13 protein-coding genes are annotated in these 19,433 nt (G+C 66.1%); 3 read left to right on the top strand and 10 right to left on the bottom strand.

Going from position 1 to position 19,433, the window contains the following annotated elements:
* The 10 genes from AB3X89_RS14145 to AB3X89_RS14100 are packed head-to-tail and all read right to left on the bottom strand — an operon-like array spanning position 1 to position 14,710.
* On the bottom strand, positions 1–3,246 hold the full coding sequence (locus AB3X89_RS14145) for an efflux RND transporter permease subunit (protein WP_368583841.1): 3,246 nt from the start codon (positions 3,244–3,246) through the stop codon (positions 1–3).
* Positions 3,243–4,349, bottom strand: a complete 1,107-nt coding sequence (locus AB3X89_RS14140) for an efflux RND transporter periplasmic adaptor subunit (RefSeq protein ID WP_368583950.1) — start codon at positions 4,347–4,349, stop codon at positions 3,243–3,245. The genes AB3X89_RS14145 and AB3X89_RS14140 overlap by 4 nt, the downstream gene beginning before the upstream one ends.
* Before the next feature lie 2 nt (positions 4,350–4,351).
* Positions 4,352–6,022: a fatty acyl-AMP ligase gene (locus tag AB3X89_RS14135; RefSeq protein ID WP_368583840.1), complete on the bottom strand. Its 1,671-nt coding sequence runs from the start codon at positions 6,020–6,022 to the stop codon at positions 4,352–4,354.
* A gap of 16 nt (positions 6,023–6,038) precedes the next feature.
* Positions 6,039–7,043, bottom strand: a complete 1,005-nt coding sequence (locus AB3X89_RS14130; RefSeq protein ID WP_368583839.1) for a fatty acid desaturase — start codon at positions 7,041–7,043, stop codon at positions 6,039–6,041.
* A 53-nt stretch (positions 7,044–7,096) separates the two neighbouring features.
* Positions 7,097–9,874 (bottom strand): phosphoenolpyruvate synthase, encoded by a 2,778-nt coding sequence (locus AB3X89_RS14125; protein ID WP_368583838.1) that lies wholly within the window; start codon positions 9,872–9,874, stop codon positions 7,097–7,099.
* Positions 9,875–9,889: 15 nt separating this feature from the next.
* The gene (locus tag AB3X89_RS14120) at positions 9,890–11,551 is read right to left on the bottom strand and encodes a nucleotidyltransferase domain-containing protein (RefSeq protein ID WP_368583837.1); all 1,662 of its coding nucleotides are present in this window, start codon (positions 11,549–11,551) and stop codon (positions 9,890–9,892) included.
* 18 nt (positions 11,552–11,569) lie between these two features.
* Positions 11,570–12,652, bottom strand: coding sequence for an SDR family oxidoreductase (locus AB3X89_RS14115; RefSeq protein ID WP_368583836.1), 1,083 nt, complete (start codon positions 12,650–12,652; stop codon positions 11,570–11,572).
* Between the two features lie 26 nt (positions 12,653–12,678).
* Positions 12,679–13,596 (bottom strand): hypothetical protein, encoded by a 918-nt coding sequence (locus tag AB3X89_RS14110; protein ID WP_368583835.1) that lies wholly within the window; start codon positions 13,594–13,596, stop codon positions 12,679–12,681.
* Positions 13,593–13,922 (bottom strand): acyl carrier protein, encoded by a 330-nt coding sequence (locus tag AB3X89_RS14105; RefSeq protein ID WP_368583834.1) that lies wholly within the window; start codon positions 13,920–13,922, stop codon positions 13,593–13,595. Before AB3X89_RS14105 ends, AB3X89_RS14110 begins: the two co-directional genes overlap by 4 nt.
* A 17-nt stretch (positions 13,923–13,939) precedes the next feature.
* Positions 13,940–14,710: a Coq4 family protein gene (locus AB3X89_RS14100; protein WP_368583833.1), complete on the bottom strand. Its 771-nt coding sequence runs from the start codon at positions 14,708–14,710 to the stop codon at positions 13,940–13,942.
* A gap of 524 nt (positions 14,711–15,234) precedes the next feature.
* Between AB3X89_RS14100 and AB3X89_RS14095 the strand changes: the two genes are divergently transcribed.
* The 3 genes from AB3X89_RS14095 (at position 15,235) to AB3X89_RS14085 (ending at position 19,424) form a co-directional block, all read left to right on the top strand.
* Positions 15,235–16,344: a hypothetical protein gene (locus AB3X89_RS14095; protein ID WP_368583832.1), complete on the top strand. Its 1,110-nt coding sequence runs from the start codon at positions 15,235–15,237 to the stop codon at positions 16,342–16,344.
* A gap of 49 nt (positions 16,345–16,393) precedes the next feature.
* Positions 16,394–17,926: a radical SAM protein gene (locus AB3X89_RS14090; protein ID WP_368583831.1), complete on the top strand. Its 1,533-nt coding sequence runs from the start codon at positions 16,394–16,396 to the stop codon at positions 17,924–17,926.
* 70 nt (positions 17,927–17,996) lie between these two features.
* Positions 17,997–19,424 (top strand): tryptophanase, encoded by a 1,428-nt coding sequence (locus tag AB3X89_RS14085; RefSeq protein ID WP_368583830.1) that lies wholly within the window; start codon positions 17,997–17,999, stop codon positions 19,422–19,424.
* Positions 19,425–19,433: the final 9 nt, after the last annotated feature.

Genomic DNA, 19,433 nt, shown 5'->3' with positions numbered 1-19,433 from the left:
TCAGCTCCACGTGTATTCGATCGTCGGAGACGCGGTTCGCACAACGCGTTCGAAGTGCCGCACCTTGAACGCGGTCGCGTAGAGCGCGGGAACGAAGAACAGCGTCAGCACGGTCGCGCCCGTGATGCCGCCCATCAGTGCGGTCGCCATCGGCCCGAAGAAGGCCGATTGCAGCAGCGGGATCAGCGCGAGCACGGCGGCCGCGGCGGTCAGCATGATCGGGCGGAAGCGCCGGACCGTGGCGCCCACGATCGCGTCGAAGCGCCCCTGGCCCGCGGCGATATTGCGTTCGATCTGATCGACGAGAATCACCGAGTTGCGCATGATGATTCCGGACATCGCAATGACGCCGAGCATCGCGACGAAGCCGAACGGCTTGCCGAACAGCAGCAGTGCGGCGACCACGCCAATCAGCCCGAGCGGCGCGGTGAGCACGACCATCAGCACGCGCGCGAAGCTGCGCAGTTGAATCATCAGCAGCGTGAGCACCACGACGAGCATCAGCGGCAACTGCGCGATCACCGACGCCTGCGCCTTGCCGCTGATCTCGCCCGCGCCGCCGGTCTCGATCCGGTAGCCGATCGGCAACGACGCGCGTAGCGGCGCAAGCGTCCGATCGATCGCCTGGGTCACGTCGAGGTCCAGCGCGTTGCCGCGCACGTCGGCCTGGACCGTGATCGTCGGTTGACGGTCGCGGTCCCAGATCACCCCGTATTCGAGCTCGTTGTGCAGATGCGCGAGCGTGCCGAGCGGAACCGGGCCGTTCGGCGTCGGCATCGCGAGGTTCACGATCTCGGCGGGATCGACCCGCTCACGCTGCGGCGCGCGCAGCTCGACGCTGATCAACCGGTCGCGCACCCGGTACTGCGTGAACGTATAGCCCGACAGCGTCATCGCGAGGAAGCTCGCCACGTCTTCCGACGTGACACCGAGCTCGCGCGCCCTCTGCTGGTCGATCTCGAAGCGCACCGAGCGTTCGCCGGGTTCGTCCCAGTCGAAATGCACGCCCGTCGTGCGGGCATCGGCCTTCATCGTCGCCGCGACTTTTTCCGCGATTTCCCGCACGGTGGCGAGGTCGTTTCCGCTGACGCGAAACTGCACCGGATAGCCGACCGAGGGGCCCGTCTGAAGCGGCGAAACGCGCGCACGCACGGCGGGAAAGCTGTTTTGCAGCGTGCTCGCGAGCCAGCGTTCGAGCTTCGCGCGCTCGTCGACGGACCTGGCGGTGATCACGAGCTGCGCGAAGTTCGGCTGAGGCATCTGGACGTCGAGCGGCAGATAGAAGCGCGGCGCGCCCGTGCCGACGAAATCGACCAGATGATCGATCTCGGGCCGGCCCGCTAGCGTCTTTTCGAGGCGCGCGGCTTCGCGCAGCGTCGCTTCGAACGACGCGCCTTCGGGCAGCCGCAGGTCGACGAGCAGTTCGGGCCGCTCGGAGCTCGGGAAGAACTGTTGCGGCACGAGCGCGAAGCCGGCCAGCGCGACGACGAACAGCGCAGCCGTGACGCCAATCACGACGAGGCGGCGCTTCACGCACCACGCGATGCAGTCGCGCAAGCGGTCATGAAAGCGGGTGGCGCGCGGCGCCGCCAGCGGGGCGCGGCGCGTCTGCGCGTCGTCGCGCCGGCGCAGCTTGCGAAGCGCGCGCCGGGGCGGCGTCTCGCGCGCGCTGTCCTTGCGTTCGGGCAGCAGGTGATAGCCGAGCAACGGAATCAGCACGACCGCCGCGAACCACGAAGCAACCAGCGCAATCGCGGACACCTGAAAGATCGAGCGCGTGTATTCGCCGGTGGCCGATTTCGCCAGCGCGATCGGCAGGAATCCCGCCACCGTGACCAGGGTTCCCGTCAGCATCGGAAACGCGGTGCTGCTGTAGGCGAACGCCGCGGCCCTCGCGCGGCCCCAACCCTGTTCGAGCTTCACGGCCATCATCTCGACCGCGATGATCGCATCGTCGACGAGCAGCCCCAGTGCGAGGACCAGCGTGCCGAGCGAGATCTTGTGCAGGCCGATGTCGAACCCGTTCATGCATAGCGCAGTGACCGCGAGCACGACCGGGATCGAGATCGCCACCACCACGCCGGCGCGCCAGCCCAGTGAGATGAGGCTCACGGCCAGCACGATCACGATCGCTTCGGCGGCGGCGCGCAGAAAGCCGTTGACCGAATGCGAGACCGCGTGCGGCATGCTCGACACCTGGACGAGTTCGAGCCCCGCGGGCAGACGCGCGCGCAATTCGGCCGTCTTCGCGTCGAGCAGCTTGCCGAGCTGAATCACATCGCCGCCAGTCTGCATCGTGATGCCGATGGCGAGCACCGGGCGGCCGTTGGTGCGAACCTGCGAGACCGGCGGATCGTCGTAGCCGCGCTTGATCGTCGCAATGTCGCCGAGACGGACCAGGCGGTGATTGATGTCGATCAGCGTGTCGCTCATCGCCTTCAGGTCGGTGAACTGGCCGCTCGGACGCACGAACACGCGGTCGAACGCGGTTGTGAGCGTGCCGCTCGGCGTAACCGCGTTTTGCGCGTTGATCGCACGCGCGAGCTGTTGCGGCGTGATGCTGAGGCGCGTCAATTGCGCGTTGGGAATCTCGATCGTGATGTGCTCGTCGGGGTCGCCGAAATAATCGACTTTCGCGACACCCGGCACACGCAGCAGCACGCCGCGCAGTTCGTCCGCATAGTCGTGCAACTGGGCCGGCGAGAAGCCGTCGCCGGCGAGCGTATAGATGTTCGTGTAGACGTCGCCGAATTCGTCGTCGAAGTACGGTCCTCGCACGCCGGGCGGCAGCGTATCCGCGATGTCGCCGATTTTCTTGCGCACCTCGTACCACGTGTCGCGCACCTCGCGCACCGGCGCGGAGTCTTTCATCGTGAAGACGATCAGCGATTCGCCGGGACGCGAGTAGCTGCGCAGATAGTCGAGATGCGGCGTCTCCTGCAGCTTGCGGCCGATCCGGTCGGTCACCTGCTCCTCGACCTGGCGCGCGGTCGCGCCGGGCCAGAAGGTGCGGATCACCATCGCGCGGAACGTGAACGGCGGGTCCTCGGATTGGCCGAGCCGGGAATAGGCGAGCACGCCGAACAGCGTCGCGAGCACGACGGCGAAGAAGACGAGCGCCTGGTTACGGATCGCCCACGCGGACAGATTGAAGCGGCCGGAATCGTCCGGTGCTGGGCGTCGCGGTCCGCCCGGTTCACCCGGTCCGCCCGCTCCGTCGGGGCCCTGGCCGAACAGCGCTCTCATGATGCGAAGTCCTCGGGATGCAACGGCGCGACCGCGCGCACGGTTTCGCCGGCGCTGACGGTATGCACGCCTTGCAGCACGACGCGCTCGCCGTCGGTGAGGCCTCGCGCGACCGAGATCGTGCGGTCGTCATAGCGGCCCACCTGGACCCGGCGCAGTTCCAGCGCCTCGTCGCCGGGGCGCACGACCCAGACGGCCGGCGCGCTGCCGTCGTGAAAGAGCGCGCTGGCGGGCAGCGTGATCGGGTCGTCCGCTTGCGCCTCGCCGGACGCGTCGGCGAAGGTGATGGTGGCCGTCATGCCGAGGCGGACCTCGGGGCCTGGCGCATCGAGCGTCAGCTTCGCGCGATAGGTGCGGCTGCCGGGGTCTGCTGCCGGCGACAGCTCCCGGACGTGCGCGGTGAAGCGTCGGTCCGTGACGGCCGGCAGCGACACGCTGGCCGCGCTGCCGACCGCGAGCGCGTTCAGCAGGCTCTCGGGCACGTCGCAGAGGATATCGACCTCGCCGGACCACGCGAGGTGGTAGACCGGCTGTCCCGCGGCGACGTTCTGCCCGGTATCGGCGTCTTCGGCGGTGACGACGCCGGCATGATCCGCGGTGAGGACCGTGTATTGCGTCTGATTCTTCAGCAGCGCGAACTGCTGTACCGCCTGATCGCGCTGCGCGGCGGCCGCCACATACGCATCCTGGGTCTGTTCGAGCTGCGCCGTCGAGATCAGCTGTTCCTGCGCCTGCGCCCGGTCGCGATCGAGTTGCTGCTCGGCGAAGGTGAGCCGATGCTGCGCCGCCATCAATTGGGCCTGCGCGCTCGCGAGGCTGCGCTGCGCGTCGTCGGCATCGAGCCGCGCGAGCACCTGACCGGCCGTGACCGTATCGCCGAGCCGCACCTTCCGCTCGACCAGCTTGCCGGCGATGCGAAACGACAGCGGCGTCGCATAGCGTGCGTTGACTTCGCCCGGCAGCGTCGCGAGCACGGGCTTGCTGTCCCGATGCACGACCACCGCGATGACCGGGCGCGGCAGCGTCACCTCGGCTTCTTTCGCGTGACAGGCGGCGAGGGCGAGTGTGCCCGACACCGTCAGCATGATCTCGCGCCAGCGCATGCTCACGAGTGTTCCTCCAGCTCGCCGGCTTCGAACTGGGCCTTGGTCCGGCGGCGCTGCACCTTGCCGCTCGAAGTCCGCGGCAAGCTGCCCGCCTGCACGATGGCGACGTGACCGACCTGCAGGCCCGCGCATTCGGCGACCTTCTGCGCGATCGCCCGGCGCAGCGCCGTGGCCTCGGCGGGCTTGCCCTCGGCGCAGACGACCAGCGTCTCGTCGCCGTCGCGCATCACGCTGAACGCGATGACGCCGCGGCTTTGCACGCTCGGCAGCTCGGCCACCGCCCATTCGATGTCCTGCGGATAGAGGTTCGAGCCGTGAATCACGATCAGGTCCTTGCTGCGGCCGCAGATATAGAGCTGATCGCCGGCGACGTAGCCGAGATCGCCGGTCTGCAGCCAGCCGTCGCGGTACGCGTCGGCGCTCGCTTCGGCCAGCCCGTAGTAGCCCACGGTGATGCTGGGCCCGCGCGTGACGATCTCGCCGACACAGCGTTCGGGCAACGCACGCCCGGATTCATCGACGATCCGAAGCTCATGTCCGGGAAAGCAATGGCCGCAGCCGACCAGTTCGATCGTGCGCAAGCCGGTATCACGCGCGGCCGGTATCGCCCGACCGAGCCCCAGCGGGGCCGCATAGACGACGTCGGTGACGATCGGCTGGCCGTGGTCGTGAAACGTGATCGCGAGCGTTGCTTCGGCCATCCCGTAGCACGGCAGCAGCGCTTCAGCGCGAAAACCGGCCGGCTCGAAGCGCGCGGAGAACTGGCGTAGCGCTTGCGCATTGATCGGCTCGGCGCCGCAGCCGGCCACGCGCAGCCGACTCAGGTCCAGGCCTTCGAGGTCCTGGTCGCGGGTGCGGCGCGCGGCGAGCGCATACGCGAAGTTCGGCGCGAAGCTGATCGTGCCGCGGTACTTCGTGATCGCCTCCATCCACAGGCCGGGCCGGCGCACGAATGCTTCGGTTGAGAGCAGCACGCTCGGCAAGTCGCAGATCAGCGCGCCGAGCACGCTGATGAGTCCCATGTCGTGGTGCAGCGGCAGCCAGCTCACATAGACGTCCTGCTCGTGCAGATCGATGCCGCGCGGTCCGAGGAACGCTGTCGCATTCGCGATCAGATTGCGATGCGTGACCATCACGCCTTTCGGCAGCGACGTGCTGCCCGACGTGTATTGCAGAAAGCACAGATCATCGGGATGCGGCGTGGGCAAATCGCACGCGGGCGGCTCGCTCTCGAGCAGCGCTTCGACGGTCACGATGCGTTCGAGGCCGGTGTCGGCGGCCAGCACGTCCTCGATGGTCTCGCGTGTCGAGTTCGACGTCAGCAGCATCCGCGCGCCTGCCGAGCGCACGATGTGACTGACGGTTTCGGCGTAACGTTCGCGGGTTCTGAAGTTCAGGCTTCCGCGCGGAAAGATCGGAACCGGCACCAGACCGGCGAACGACGCGCCGAGAAAGCTCAGGATGAACGCTTCCGGGTCGAGGATCACGAGCGCGATACGGTCGCCCTTGTTCAGGCCCAGTGCGACGAGCTTTTGCGCACGCTTGCGTGCCTCGCGCTCGAGCGCGTCGTACGGATAGTAGTGCTCGTCGCCGTGCGAAGAGACAAAGCGAAGGCCTCGTGCGTCGCCGCGCGGCAGCGCTGAAACGGCATCGACTAGCGTCAGGTTCATGGTGACGGCTCCCCGCTTACTTGGTCGAGATTCCGTGATCGAGCGAAGCAGCGGGCGACCAGTCGCGGATCGGCTGCAGACGGCGACGCAAGAGCGCGATCACCTCGTCGTCGCTGCGCGCCGGCGCGCCCGGCAAGCGCACGAAATGCCTGGCGAGCTTGCGGTGCTGGCGCGTGACGAGCAGCAGCCAGATCTGCGCGATGTCGATGCGATCGAACACGACCGCGTCCTCCTGACCGTACTTCTCCAGGTTCGCGGCGAACTCCTTCGTGAGCTCGCTGAAGTGCGTGCCTTTGCGGACGTGGTGGTAGATGTGATAACCGGCGTTGAAGACGCGCGCATTGAAACGCGAGTCGATCGTATTGGTGCTGTTCCTGTACGGGTTGTCCGGATGATCGGGGTCGATGAACGCGTGCTGGACCCAGTTGCCGATCATCATCATCAGCCGCACGAACACGAACGGAAACACGAACACGACGAGCGTTGCCCGCAGGTTCCAGTACGCGGCCGCGCCAATCGCTGCGTAGAACGCGATCTCACCGACGAGCAGTTGCCGGATCAGCCTCGTATTGCGCGAGCGCCACAGATAGACGCTGAGCTCGACCGGCACCAGCGCGGCGAAGCGCAGGTAGTAGTGCAGAAAGCCGATGACGCTATCGCGCTGAAAGCGCATCGTCGAGCTCAGGTCGCGTGGCAGGTTGTCGTCGATGTGATGCATGCCCATGTGATGGACATAGAACGTGCCCGGCGTCTGGCCGAAGAACGGGCACAGCACCCAGTCGAGCAGGATTTCGAGCGCACGGTACTTCTTCCTGAAGAGCCGCCGATGCAGCGTGCAGTGGTAGCTCATCGTGAAGCGGTCGCCGAACATGTTCCAGACGAGCACATAGGCCACGCCCGCCCACCAGGGGAAGTGGCCGAGCCAATACAGCACGGCCGCGGCGGGGATGAATATCAGCGCGCACTCGATGTAGAGCCACAGATGCGGCAGGTCGCGACGATCGTTGAGCAGGCGGTACATGGCAGTTTCCTTCAGAGGCGGTTGCATGGTCAGTCAGGGGGTGGGGATTCGTTTCAGGTCGGCTCGGGCAGTTCGATCACGCCGCTATGGCCATCGACCTTGAGCTGCATGCCTGACTGCACGCGCGTGGTGAGGCCGGGAATCTGTACGACGGTCGGGATGCCGATTTCGCGTGCGACGATCGCAGCATGGGTCAGCGGACTGCCGCGCTCGATCAGCAGCCCGCTCGCCGACGCGAATACCGGGACCCAGCCGGGGTCGGTCCGATAGGTGACGAGGATGCCGCCGTCGAATTCGTTCGCTTCGCGCACGACCTTCGCGCATCCTTCGGCGAAGCCCGGCGAGCAGGGTGTGCCGCGCAGGGTGGCGCCGGCCGCATGGGCAGGCGCCGCGTGCAACGCCGCGAGGTTCGCCGGCTTGCTGAGCCACGCCGTAACCGGCCCATGCGTGACGAAGCGTGGCGGCAGGTCGTCCATCGCGCGATAGCTCGCGTCGTCGCGCTTGCGCTGCTCGATGAGCGGGCGCAGTTCGCGGTGGGACACGGTGCCTTCGAAGCAGCCGCGGATTTCGTCGAGGCGCAGATGGAAGATGTCGCGGCCTGTGGCCAGCACGCCGTCGGCGGCGAGACCCTCGCCGATCGCGCGGAACATCCGGCGTGCGACGCCGAACGCGCGCGAACGGCAAAAGCGCACGGTCTCACGCGCGCGGATCGCGGCGCGCACGCGGCCGCGTGCGCGGGCAAAAATCCAGCGCTGCAGCGGATTAAGCCGCTCACGCACCAACGCGTCGATGCGCGCTTCGGTGGCGCTGCGATCTATCGTCGCGGCGCCATGCGCGAGCGACGCCTTCAACATATCGAACAGCACGCCAGGGTCTTCGCGCAGATCGGGTTCTTCGAGCTTCAGCTCGTTGTTGCTGCGGTACGCGAAGTCGGCGAGGTAGCGCTCGATGTCGGCGACGACCTCAGGCGCGCCGCATTCACGCAGCGCCGCATACGCTTCGCTTGACGGGGTATTGCGGATCAGCGCTTCGACCCGAGGCTTTGACCGCACGGCTTCGGCCAGCGCGGCCAACCTGCGAACCGGCTCGATCGACTCGATGTCGTCCATGCCGCCGATCACCGCCACTTCGAGCCAGTCGGGCGCATCGGGAATCCACCGCTTGATCAGGCGCCGGAGCACGCCGTAACTGAGACCGATCGCCGATTCGAGCACGATCATCATGCCCCAGCGTGCCAGTAGCGCCTGCTCGAAGCGGCAGTAGTGCGCATAGACGGCGTCGGCGGGAAGCGAACGATAGTCGGGCGCGTTGAACTCGTCGTAGACCGGATAGAAGAACGCGCGGAAGCGCCCGACGTTGCGCTCGAGACGCGCAAAGTGCCACGCGAACTTCGTGCCGCTCACGGCGCGGATGCAGGCGAGCCCAGCGCGCGAGCCAGCCTTGTACGGTTTGATCAGCTCGGCAAAACCCGCCAGATCGAGCGGCTCGTCGACGCCCATCTGGACTTCCATCATCTTGCGGCCGAGGTCCTGGAACGGCGCGAGCCCGGAAAGCTTGTACCAGTGCAGCAGGTTGTAGTACACGCGCCCGTTCAGGAACGCGAGCGTCGAGCCGAGGAAGCCGTCCATCTCGCGCCGCTGCTTGTGCGGAATCGCGAGCAGCCGGCAGAACTCGCGGAACACCTGCGCATAGACGTGCTGCGCGAAGGTGAAGGTTAGCTGCGTGGTCACGCCGGGATAGTTCTCGACGATGTTGGAGTTGTCCCACAGCTGGAATTCGCCGGTCCGCGATGGGGCCGGTGCGACCGGCGTGGTCACCGGGCGCGCCTGCAGAATCCACAACTGATGTTCCGCGATACACCATTCGATATCGAGCGGCTCGCCGAACCTGTTTTCGAGCGTGCGGGCCGCCGCCACGACGCGCTCGATCTCGTCGTTCGAGAGAGCTGCTGCATCGCGCAGCGCGGCCGGCACCTCGCGGATGTGGCGGCCGTCATGACGCTCGCGTTTTTCACCGATCACCACCTGCTTGTGCTGTCCGGTCTGGCGGTCCACGGTGATCGTGTCGGCGTCGACGGCGCCCGACACGAGTCCTTCGCCGAGCCCGTAGACGGCGCTCAGCACCAGCTCATCTCGGTTGCCGTTGGCCGGGTTGATCGTGAACACGACGCCGCTCGTGTCCGCCTGAACGAGGCGCTGCAGGATCACGGCCATGCCGGCGCCGGCCATGTCGAGTCCGTGTTGATGCCGGTAGCGCAGAGAGCGCTCGGAATACGCGGAGGCCCAGCACCGGCGCACGTGTTCGAGCGTCGAGTCGAGCCCGCGTACATCGAGGAAGGTGTCGAACTGGCCTGCGAACGAGAAGCTCGCGCTGTCTTCTTCGACACCGGACGAACGCACCGCGAGCGGTCCGTCTCCGATCGTGCCGTGCGCGCGTGCGATGTCGGCGCGCAACGCGGCGCTGATGTCGCACGTCAGCACGGCCTCGCGGATCTTGCTCGCGATCGCGGCGGCGTTCGCGGGCGTGAAGTCGCTGAGCAGCGCTGCGATGGTTTGATCGAGGCCGCCGTCGCGGCGGAACTCCGCAAAGCAGTCGGTGCCGAGGATCGCCCAGCGCGGCACCGCTACACCGAGATTCGCCAGCCGATGGAGCGATCGTCCCTTGTTGCCGGCGAGCCGCTCGATGGTTTCGGCGGGACTTGCCGCGGTGAGGATCACGCGTGGCGATGCTGTTGAGTCGGCGCTGCTGCTTGCGTCGAAGGTCTCGTGCGGTGCGTAGCTTCCGCCCGCTTCGAATTCGCCGCGTGCGCGTGCAATGGTGTCGAAATTCATTGAGGTCCCCGTTGCTCAGGTGCTCGACGAAGCGAGCAGATCTCTTGCTTCCTCGGCGGTACCGCGCCCGCCGTGAGCGGTCTGCGGAAAACGCGCGTGCAGATGCGCGCCGAGGTTGATCCAGTCGTAGGCGGCGTGGATCGTGCCGCGCCAGCCCGACGCCGTATCGAAGCTCGCCGGAAATTGCGGGTCGCCGCCGAGGTTGCGCAGACGCTGCGCGAGCACATCGGCCAGCGCGACGTAACGCTCGGCATCGGTTGCCGATCCGATCGAGCACTGTTCGAGTTCGCGGATGCCGTCGATCAGCGCGGTATCGAGAGGCAGCAGCCGGATCGCGTCGAGCGTCGCTTCTTCCATCGTCGACTGCGGCGTCACGCCGTGCGCGCCGAGCGTGACCATGCAGGCGGTCTGCATCATCCGTTGCAGCGCGTACTCGAGCACCTTCCATTGGCCGCGCTGCAGTGCGCCCTGGGCGTCCTCGCGCGCATTCTCGAGGCCGATGTTGGCCCAGACCATCTCGAGGCCCGCTTCGGCGAAGCGCCCGGCGGGCATCGGCAGCAACTGGGCACCGCTCGCGCGGCCGGCCGCGAGGCGCGCGCCGTCGATCGAGATCAGCGGCGCACGGGACACCGGCGTCGACGTCGCCTGCTCTCGCGCGTGGATTTCTCCGCTGCCCTTCCAGCGCAGGCTGACGAGACCCAGCCGGCTGAATTCGGCGATCAGCGCGCGCTGCCGGCTCGCCGCCTGCGCGTCGCCACGGCTCGCGATCGCCGTGCATGGGGTGTCGAAGGTGATCGCACGCCACGCCTGGGCGGCTTCGTCGTCGAGGGCGAAGACGTCGCTGCCTCGCAGCACATGGACCCGTTCGCCGATCTGCCAGGTCGTCGCGTCCTTGCCCGGGCCGATCAGCACGTTCTCCGCCGCGAGGCTCACACCGTTGACGCCGAACTCTCGGAGGAGCGCAACCCCGGCCGCGAGGAACGCGCTGTCGGCGCCATGCTCGCGCGGCGCGTGCAGCAGGTTCCACAGACGGCCGGCGAGGCCGGCGTCGACAGCCGCGCGTTCGAGCTGCAGCGACAGCCATTTCGGGCTCATGTAGCACTCGCCGACGCGCGCCACATGACTCTTCGCCGCATGAAACGCGGCGGTCCTGATCCACGCGCGGGCGTAGTCGGGCTCGCCGAGCGCGAACATCGCGACCGCATAACGGCCGGTATGGCGCGCGAAATCCTCGAACCACAGCGCCACCGCCTCGCAGAGCGCGTCGCGGCCAAGCTCCGCTTGCAGCGTTTCGATCAACGCGGGGTTGTCGATCGGCAGCGCGCCGATGAAGCGCTGGCACCGTTCGAGCAGATTCCACGACAGCCGCGCGACCGCGCGACGGCCTTTGCCGAGTGCTGCGCGAACCTGCGCGAGTTCGCGGCGCAGGCGCGCCGGACTCAGCAACCTGACTTCGATGCGGCGGCCGTCGATGAACAGGATGTACGGCATCGTGGCCGGCTCCAGCCCGCTATCGACGATCGCGACGAAGTCGACATCGGAGCGCTCGTTGCCGAAGCCTTCGGCGATCGAGCCTTCGAGAAAGACGGCGCACGGTGCCCGCTGTTCGAACTGGGCGCTCAACGCGTTGCGCGCTTTTTGCCAGAGCTCGGCGAGCATCGGATCGGTCATCAACATGGTTAGGCTCCCTGAGCGTCAAGTCGTGCGCGGCACGAAGTAGCCCGCCGCGATCCCGTAACGGAAGATCCTGCGCAGCAGCGTTTTGCCGGTCGCGCGAGGCAGGGCCGGCAGGATCGCGGCGGTCGCGTCGCGGCCGAAACGCACCTGACGCGTCAGGTACGACTCGTACAGCTTCACGACCTCGTCGTAGTAGCGCCGCTCGAGCGGTTTCATCGCGGCGGCGTCGAACACATGCCGCGGCACATAGCGAGGCACGTGAAACGACGGAAACTCCGCGCAGACGTCGTTGATTTCGCGCAGCGTGGTCGGCGCGCCGGAAGTCAGATGCAGCGTGCGTCCGCGCACCAGCGGGAACTTCACCAGCGCCTCGACGACGCAGTCGGCGACCCAGTCGATCGGCACGATGTTCAGCGTCGCGCCGTAGTCGCCGGGCATCGTGCGCACGAGGCCGGCGGCCGTCAGGCGCACGACCGTGTAGAGCGTGTCGAACTTGCGGATCACGCCGGTCGCCGAGTCGCCGACGATGATCGACGGGCGCAGCACGGCGGCCGGCTGACCGTTGCGCATCGCCGCCCGCACCGACTGCTCCGCGCGGTACTTGCTCTGCTCATACGGATTGCCCAGACGCTGGCCGAGGTCGAGATCGTCCTCGCTGAACACGCCGGGGCGCTCGCCGCAGACATAGGCGGTGCTCACGTAGAGCAGCGGAATCGGCGCGTCGTCGCGAGGCTGCGCGAACTCGACGATGCGTTCGGTGCCGCGAAAGTTGATCGCCTCGTAGACTTCGGGCTTGCGACCGAAGCTGGTTAGCGCGGCACAGTGGACGATCGCGCCCGTCGTCGCGCGCAGTGCCTCGTAGGTGCGTGGATCGAGCCCAAGCTGGGGTTCGGCGACGTCGCCCCGCACACATGCGAAGCTCCCGGCTGCAGGCGGGTGGCCGTCGTACGTGGTGGCCGCGAGCGGCGTGCCGTCGTTGCGGACGACCGGTCCTTCGGAGCGCAGGAATGCGACGACCGGGTAGCCCATCGCCGTGAGCCGGGCGATCACTTCGGCGCCCAACAGACCTCGCGCACCGGTGACGAGAACGTGCTTATCCATCGTGGGTGACCATCCAGGGTTGGGTGTCATTTGAGGAGAATCTCGGCCAGCAGTCCGAGCTCGACGGCGACGATGAAGCGCGTGCCCGCCCAGCGTGGCCGAGCCGGCCTGCTCGCAGGGCCCGGCCAGCTCGCGTTGAGCCAGACGAGCCATGCGAGTGGCAGCGTTGCGGCATAGATCGAATAGGTTTGCGACAGGCCTGCGAGGCGCGACAGCGCCACGTTGATGCCGAGCGCGAGAATCAGCAGGAGATTCAGCGCGACGCGGATTCCGTGCACCGACAGGTGATAGGGCTGCAGCGCAGTGGTGCCGACCTTGCGCGAGAACTTCCAGAATTCGTAGCCGCTCCACATCAAGCCCGTTACGCACGTCACGACGTAGAAGCTCAATTCGCGCCCAGCCATGTCGCGCCACAAGAAATAGCCGTACATGAAGATCACGAAGGGCGCCCCCTCGAAAGCGGGAAAGCAGAGCAGCGGGCGGCTCGGGAGCAGCCGCTTGAATACGAACGGCGCGGCGAAGGCGAGAGCGGTGGCGGCAGTTGCGGCCGTTCTCGCGTGCGCCATGCCGGTGTTCAGCGCAACGAGCAGCAGCGCGCTTGTCGCGAGGCTGGCGACGAGACGTGTGCGTCGTGCCTCGCGGCCCGCCAACAGCACGTGCCCGGCGGGATAGTCGCGTTCGAGATCGTCGAGATCGTCGATGAAGCGAAGCTGGACGAACAGCAGGAAAAAGGACGCGAGGCCGGTGAGCACACGCCAGCCCGGTTCAACGGCGACGCCGGCGATCCGTCCGTAGAGCAGCAGCGAGCAGACGAAAGCGCCGGCGATCGGCAGCGCCTCGGCGGCCAGCGGCAAGCGGCCGAGCGTGTTGCCGACAGCAACTGCCGCGGCCGCAAGCCGGCCACGTCTTGCATGCGAGGTGGCCAGCGAAAGGCGCGAGCTCATGTACGCATCCCCTCGTTGGCGTCCAGGCGGACGGGGGCGTGCCGGATGCACAGGTCCACGAGCGAGCCGACCGTGAAGTACGTTTCCGCGTGTTCTTCGTTCAACGCTTCTAGCGGCAGGCGCTCGATGCCGAACGCCTGCTCGACTGCGACCACCGCTTCGACGAGCGATAGCGAGTCGAGACCGAGATCGGCGATCAGCGAACTCTCGAGGTGAATCTCGGCGTCGAAGTCGCGCTGATGCTCGCGGCAGACGCGCAGTAACTGCGTGCGTACGATGCCGAATACGGTGTTGCGCATCGACGCATTTTTCGGTGTGCTGGCCATGCTGGGTTCCTTTCCGTTCACGCGTTGCTCGGCGCGGCGTAGCGCCACGGCAGAGTCTGGCCACCGGCCAGGATGCCTTGGGGATGCGCGAGCGCGACCGGCTCGATCGCCAGTTGCAGGCGGACGAGTGCGAGCGGCCGCTCCAACGCTTCTTCCCAGCGGTATGAGAGGGGAATGCGCGCGCGCTTGCCACGCAGCCACGCGCGGCGCAGAAAACGATGGACCCAGAAGTTCGGCCACCACGGCGCGGTCAGCGCGGTGCCGAGCAGACCGACGATGCGCGCACGCATCGGTTCGAGGCCGCAGTCGAAGGCGAGAAGCGAGGTCTCGCCGGCCCAGTCCTGGCCGTAGCCCGTCAACACATGCAGCAGATCGTGAATGCAGCCGCTGCGCTCGATGAACCACTGACGGTCCGGGCCCGGGAGGATTTCTTCGAGGCCGGCGGCCAGCCGGCTCGCTTGCAGCAGACCATCGGCGCTGTAGCCGCTGCGCTCCATCATCGCCATGTAGGCGCGGCCGAACGAGCCAGGCGGCAAGCGCAGCAGCGTGTCGGTATCTGCGAGCGTGCCGAGCAGTGACGGCTGCTCGGAAATCAGCGCGCCGGCGCCCGGCTCGCTCAGGAATCGCTGGTACATCGTCTCCATCTGACCGCCGTCGAGCGCGATCATCACTTCGTACGCGTGCTGAATGTCGTCTACGTTCTCCCTCAACGCCTTGATCGCTCGCAACGCGCGCGGCCAATCGATATGGCGTCGCGCCAGCGCGTCGTCCTTCAAGCTTGCTGTCATCTGCGGCTCCCGGCAAAGATCAAGAGGCGGGTCACGAGTGGCAATCGACTGGCGCCACTTCTTGCGGACGCTTTTTGCAGGGTTCATGCCAGTCATCCGTTGGCACCACGCAAGTCGTCCTCATCCCATGCAAGAACGGAACGAAGTGCCCAGATCTGAAAAGGCGGCGCGGCTATCGCGCGGATTGAAGCGGTGTCTGCGATTTGCCGACGCACTTTCAGGCGGAGCCCCCCGCAGCCTGCCGAATGTCGGTGCCGGGCCAACATGTGAAGGGCGTCTGTTGGTTGCCGCTCGACTGCGGGACGTCTGATACCGGCCCGGTTCACGTGTCAACGTCCAAACATCTATACGTGCGGATGTATCGCCCCGCCTTTTGAAATCTGGCTGCCTGCTTGCGTCATTGCATCTGACGGGGACTCAGTTCGCGCAGCAAAAGAACGCCTGGCACGAACAGTGCACTAGCAGCGCGAACACGGACGGTGCGCTGTGAAATTCGTAGAACTCACGAGGACGGAGGTAGAGCAATGAATCAGGCCTGGAAGGCGAAAGCGGGGCAGTTCCTGCCGGGGGCGAATCTGACTGTGCTGCCGCACTGGGAGCGCGACGCGGTGCCGAGCTACGATCGTGCCGAAGTCTCGGTGCCAGGGCGCCTTCACTTCGCCGTATTCGACTTCATGCAAATGATGCCCGGCTTCGGGGGCGGCGGACTCGGCGTATCGACGAGCACGGTCGGACACCGGATCACCGTCACGAAGACGAACAACGGCGAAGGCGGCTGCGACGTGCCGAGCGGGCGGCACATGCTCGAGTTGTTCAAGCGAACGGTCGGCTACGCACGCGACGACATCCGTGTGGATCGGCTGCGCAGCATTCAGCATCAGCACAGCGGATTCGGCTCGAACGTGTCGTTCAACACCGCGACGCTCGCCGGCTTGAACGCGTTGTTCGGCTCACCGTTTTCGCCGCACGACATGTGGGAAATGATCACCCGCAACTACGTCGAGACCGCGAAGGATGACGAGCATGTGTATTTCGGCCTCGAGACCGGCGTCGGCGAAGCGTGCCTGTTCTTCGGCGGGTTGGTCTGGGTCGACGAGAAGCACGGCAACGGTCGTTTCCTCGGCAACCTGAGTTCGGAAAACCTGTGGGTGACCACCGCCGTTGGCAACTACGACACGCTGTCGACCGAAGCGCTGCGTGCGCATGGCGAAGGCGCGGACATGTCCGGCACCACCGAGGCGGGCTTCGTGCCGACGCATTTCGTCGAGTGGCAGAAGCGCTATGGCGTCGCGTGGCGCAACTTCATCGAACAGAAACTGAGGCCGGCACTGCATCGCAATGACCTGTTCGCGTTTCTGAAGCACGGCTGGGAACTCAACAGCATGAGCAACATGAAGGTGCTCGAAGGCATCTTCCGGACCGACGTGATGCGTGAGTTCGACGAGACGATGCAACGCGAGGGCGCGGTGTACGCGGGGATGAGCAGCGCGGGTCCGGGCTTCTATGCGTTCTCCGACTGCGAGGAAAAGGCGAAGCACCTCGCGACGGTGATGCTGCATCGGTTCAGTGAATTCATGAGCGAGATGACGGTGGCCCGCGCGGGCCAGAAGATGTCGATCGACGTCGCCGTCTAGCCGCATGCCCGTGAACCCTCGCGAAACTTTCCACTGAGACTGATCGAACATGGCCAAGCGCGTCACCTTCGTCAACACGAACCAGATCAAGCCGGCGATTGCGCCGATTGCCTTCGACTATCTGTCGGCGCCGATGGAGCGAGCAGGGTTCGAGCTCAATTTGCTCGACCTGTGCTTCTCCGACGATTGCGAGGCGGCCATTGCCGAGCACTGCCGCACCACCGCGCCGGATTACTGGGGGGTGACGCTGCGAAATACCGACGACGTCTATTTCTCCAGCGGCTACAGCTTTCTCGACCGCATCAGGGACATCGTTGCGATGCTTCGGCGTGCGCGCGCGGTCCCGATCGTGATGGGCGGCGCGGGCTACTCGGTGATGCCGGAGAAATTGCTTGCTTACCTCGACGCGGACTTCGGCATCGTCCGGGAAGGCGAATTCAGCTTTCCCGAGTTGCTGACCTGCCTCGAAGAAGGTAGGAGTTTCACGCACATACCCGGCGTGGTCTACCGCGATACGGCCGGTGTGCACGCTACGCCGCTCGCGCCCAACACATGCGGACCACTGGCCAGCATAGGGCCTCACAAACGCGAACTGGTGAACAACCCGCACTATTTCGCCAAAGGCGGCCAGATCGGCATCGAAACGAAACGCGGCTGCAATCGCTCCTGCATCTATTGTGTCGAGCCGCTGATCAAAGGCCGTTCGGTGCGCATGCGCGAACCTGATGATGTCGTCGCCGAGATGGCATCGCTCGAGGAGCGCGGGGTCAACGTCTTTCATATCAACGACTCGGAATTCAATCTGAGCGTCGCGCATCCGATGGCGCTGTGCGCGGCCATCATCCGGCACGGGCTCGCCGGCAAAATCCAGTGGTATGCGTACGGTATGCCGCGGCCGTTTCCCGATGAACTCGCGGCCGCGATGAAAGCAGCCGGTTGCGTGGGCATGAACTTCGGCGTCGACACCGCTAGCGCAACGATGCTGAAGATACTGCGCCGCACCTTTAGCGCACCGGACATCGAACATGCGGTCAATACCGCGAAGCGCCACGGCCTCGAGCACATCATCGAACTGCTGTTCGGGGCGCCCGGCGAGACGCAGGAGACCGCGCGCGAGACGATCGAGTTCATCAAGCGGGTCGATCCGGAGCGCGTCTCGGTCACCGTCGGGCTGAGAATCTTCCCGGGCACCGAGCTCGAACAGATGATCCGCCGCGAAGGCCTCCATGCCGGGAATCCGAATCTGCACGGCCATATCGAAGGCAACGACGATCTTCTGCATCCGGTGTTTTATCTGCCGACCGCATTGGGACCGGATCCGCAGCAATTCATTGCCGATCTGATCGGCAATGATCGGCGGTTCTTCGGGACCAATGCGAGCCTGTTCAACTACAACGCGAACGACGCGCTGGTCGAAGCGATCGCGCAAGGCGAGCGCGGCGCGTATTGGTCGATCCTGAACCGGATCGAGAAACGCTTCGAGGCGGCCCATAACGCGCGCGCTTGTCACCGCACGTCCGCGGACGGCGGCGATCCGGACTGGACGCCGATCGAGATTTTGCCGATCGAGCAAAGCGCCTGACGCGGTATGTGATGCCCGAAGCGGCCAGTCATCCGCTGGCCCGCGCATTTTTTCAACGCAGGAGGAGTGCATGCTTCCAGAAAACAGCCAGCCTGAGCCGTACAGGATCAAGATGGTCGAGCCGATCAGGCTGATCGACCGCGAGCAACGGCAGGCGCGGCTTGCCGCTGCCGGGTACAACGTGTTTCGCCTCGAAGCCGACGACGTCTATATCGATCTGATGACGGACAGCGGCACTACCGCGATGAGCGCGAACCAGTGGGCAGGCATCATGACCGGCGACGAGTCGTATGCCGGCTCCCGCAGCTTTACGAAGCTGACGCAGTCCGTGCGGGACATGCTCGGCTTCGAATACGTGTTGCCGACCCACCAGGGGCGCCCGGCCGAGCACTTCCTGTTCCGGACCCTCGTGCGCCCGGGCCAGGTGGTGCCGTTCAACGCTCCGTTCGATTCGACCGAGGCGCACGTATCGATTGCCGGCGGGACCGCGATATCGTGCGTCGCCGAAATCGGTTACCAACCCGCTGTCGAGCATCCATTCAAGGGCGACGTGGATGTGCAGAAGCTGCGCAACGTGATCGAGAGCGAAGGGCGCGGCAACGTGCCGTTGATCATGGTCTCGCTGACAAACAACGCGGGCGGCGGCCAGCCGGTATCGATGGCGAACCTGCGCGCGGTGAAAGCGTTGGCCGATGAGTTTGCGATTTCCGTGTACTTCGACGCGGCGCGCTGCGCGGAGAATGCTTACTTCATCCAGCAGCGTGAGAGCGGCTATGCGAACCGGTCGGTGGCGGAAATTCTGAAGGAGCAGTTTTCCTATGCCGAGGGCTGCACGTTCAGTTGCAAAAAGGATGCGCTGGTCAATATCGGCGGCTTGCTCGCGACACGGTCGCGCGCGCTCTACGACCAGGTCGTGCCGCTGCTCGTGCTGCACGAAGGCTTCGTCACCTACGGAGGGATGGCAGGCCGCGATCTCGAAGCGCTCGCGATCGGTCTGCGCGAGATGGTCGACGACAGATACCTGCAACACCGCGTGGGTCAGGTCGAACGGCTAGGCGACACACTGCTTGCCGGCGGGGTTCCGATCCTGAGGCCCACCGGCGGACACGCGGTGTATGTCGATGCGGCCGCCTTCCTGCCGCACGTGCCGCGCTCGGAGTTTCCAGCCGAGGCGCTGGCTGCCGAGCTTTATCTGGAGGGCGGCGTGCGCGCCGTCGGTCTGGGCTCGTTGGCGTTCCTGAAAGAAGATCCATCGACGGGCGCGCTCAGCGCTCCGAGGCTGGAATTGCTGCGGCTCGCCATTCCCCGCCGTGTCTACACCGATAGCCATCTCGCGGCGGTTGCGGCCGCGTTGGTCCGCGTCTATCAACGACGCGATGCGATCCGCGGAATGCGCATCGTCTCGGCGCCGCCGATGCTCAAGCACTTCACCGCGGTCCTCGCACCGGTCGATGCCCGTGACGAGATGCTCGCGGAGTGTCGCGAAGTTATGGTCTGAGGTGATTTC

It is taken from the genome of Paraburkholderia sp. BR14320 (assembly GCF_040948665.1).
Classification (GTDB): Bacteria; Pseudomonadota; Gammaproteobacteria; order Burkholderiales; family Burkholderiaceae; genus Paraburkholderia; species Paraburkholderia youngii.
The sequence above is the reverse complement of the archived record's forward strand: the minus strand, read 5'-3'. Positions and strand labels throughout refer to the sequence as shown.

Excerpts from the sequence above, each read along its gene's own strand:
- AB3X89_RS14145 (WP_368583841.1), bottom strand. The coding sequence starts at position 3,246 with ATGAGAGCGCTGTTCGGCCAGGGCCCCGACGGAGCGGGCGGACCGGGT.
- AB3X89_RS14140 (WP_368583950.1), bottom strand. The coding sequence starts at position 4,349 with ATGCGCTGGCGCGAGATCATGCTGACGGTGTCGGGCACACTCGCCCTC.
- AB3X89_RS14135 (WP_368583840.1), bottom strand. The coding sequence starts at position 6,022 with ATGAACCTGACGCTAGTCGATGCCGTTTCAGCGCTGCCGCGCGGCGAC.
- AB3X89_RS14130 (WP_368583839.1), bottom strand. The coding sequence starts at position 7,043 with ATGTACCGCCTGCTCAACGATCGTCGCGACCTGCCGCATCTGTGGCTC.
- AB3X89_RS14125 (WP_368583838.1), bottom strand. The coding sequence starts at position 9,874 with ATGAATTTCGACACCATTGCACGCGCACGCGGCGAATTCGAAGCGGGC.
- AB3X89_RS14120 (WP_368583837.1), bottom strand. The coding sequence starts at position 11,551 with ATGTTGATGACCGATCCGATGCTCGCCGAGCTCTGGCAAAAAGCGCGC.
- AB3X89_RS14115 (WP_368583836.1), bottom strand. The coding sequence starts at position 12,652 with ATGGATAAGCACGTTCTCGTCACCGGTGCGCGAGGTCTGTTGGGCGCC.
- AB3X89_RS14110 (WP_368583835.1), bottom strand. The coding sequence starts at position 13,596 with ATGAGCTCGCGCCTTTCGCTGGCCACCTCGCATGCAAGACGTGGCCGG.
- AB3X89_RS14105 (WP_368583834.1), bottom strand. The coding sequence starts at position 13,922 with ATGGCCAGCACACCGAAAAATGCGTCGATGCGCAACACCGTATTCGGC.
- AB3X89_RS14100 (WP_368583833.1), bottom strand. The coding sequence starts at position 14,710 with ATGACAGCAAGCTTGAAGGACGACGCGCTGGCGCGACGCCATATCGAT.
- AB3X89_RS14095 (WP_368583832.1), top strand. The coding sequence starts at position 15,235 with ATGAATCAGGCCTGGAAGGCGAAAGCGGGGCAGTTCCTGCCGGGGGCG.
- AB3X89_RS14090 (WP_368583831.1), top strand. The coding sequence starts at position 16,394 with ATGGCCAAGCGCGTCACCTTCGTCAACACGAACCAGATCAAGCCGGCG.
- AB3X89_RS14085 (WP_368583830.1), top strand. The coding sequence starts at position 17,997 with ATGCTTCCAGAAAACAGCCAGCCTGAGCCGTACAGGATCAAGATGGTC.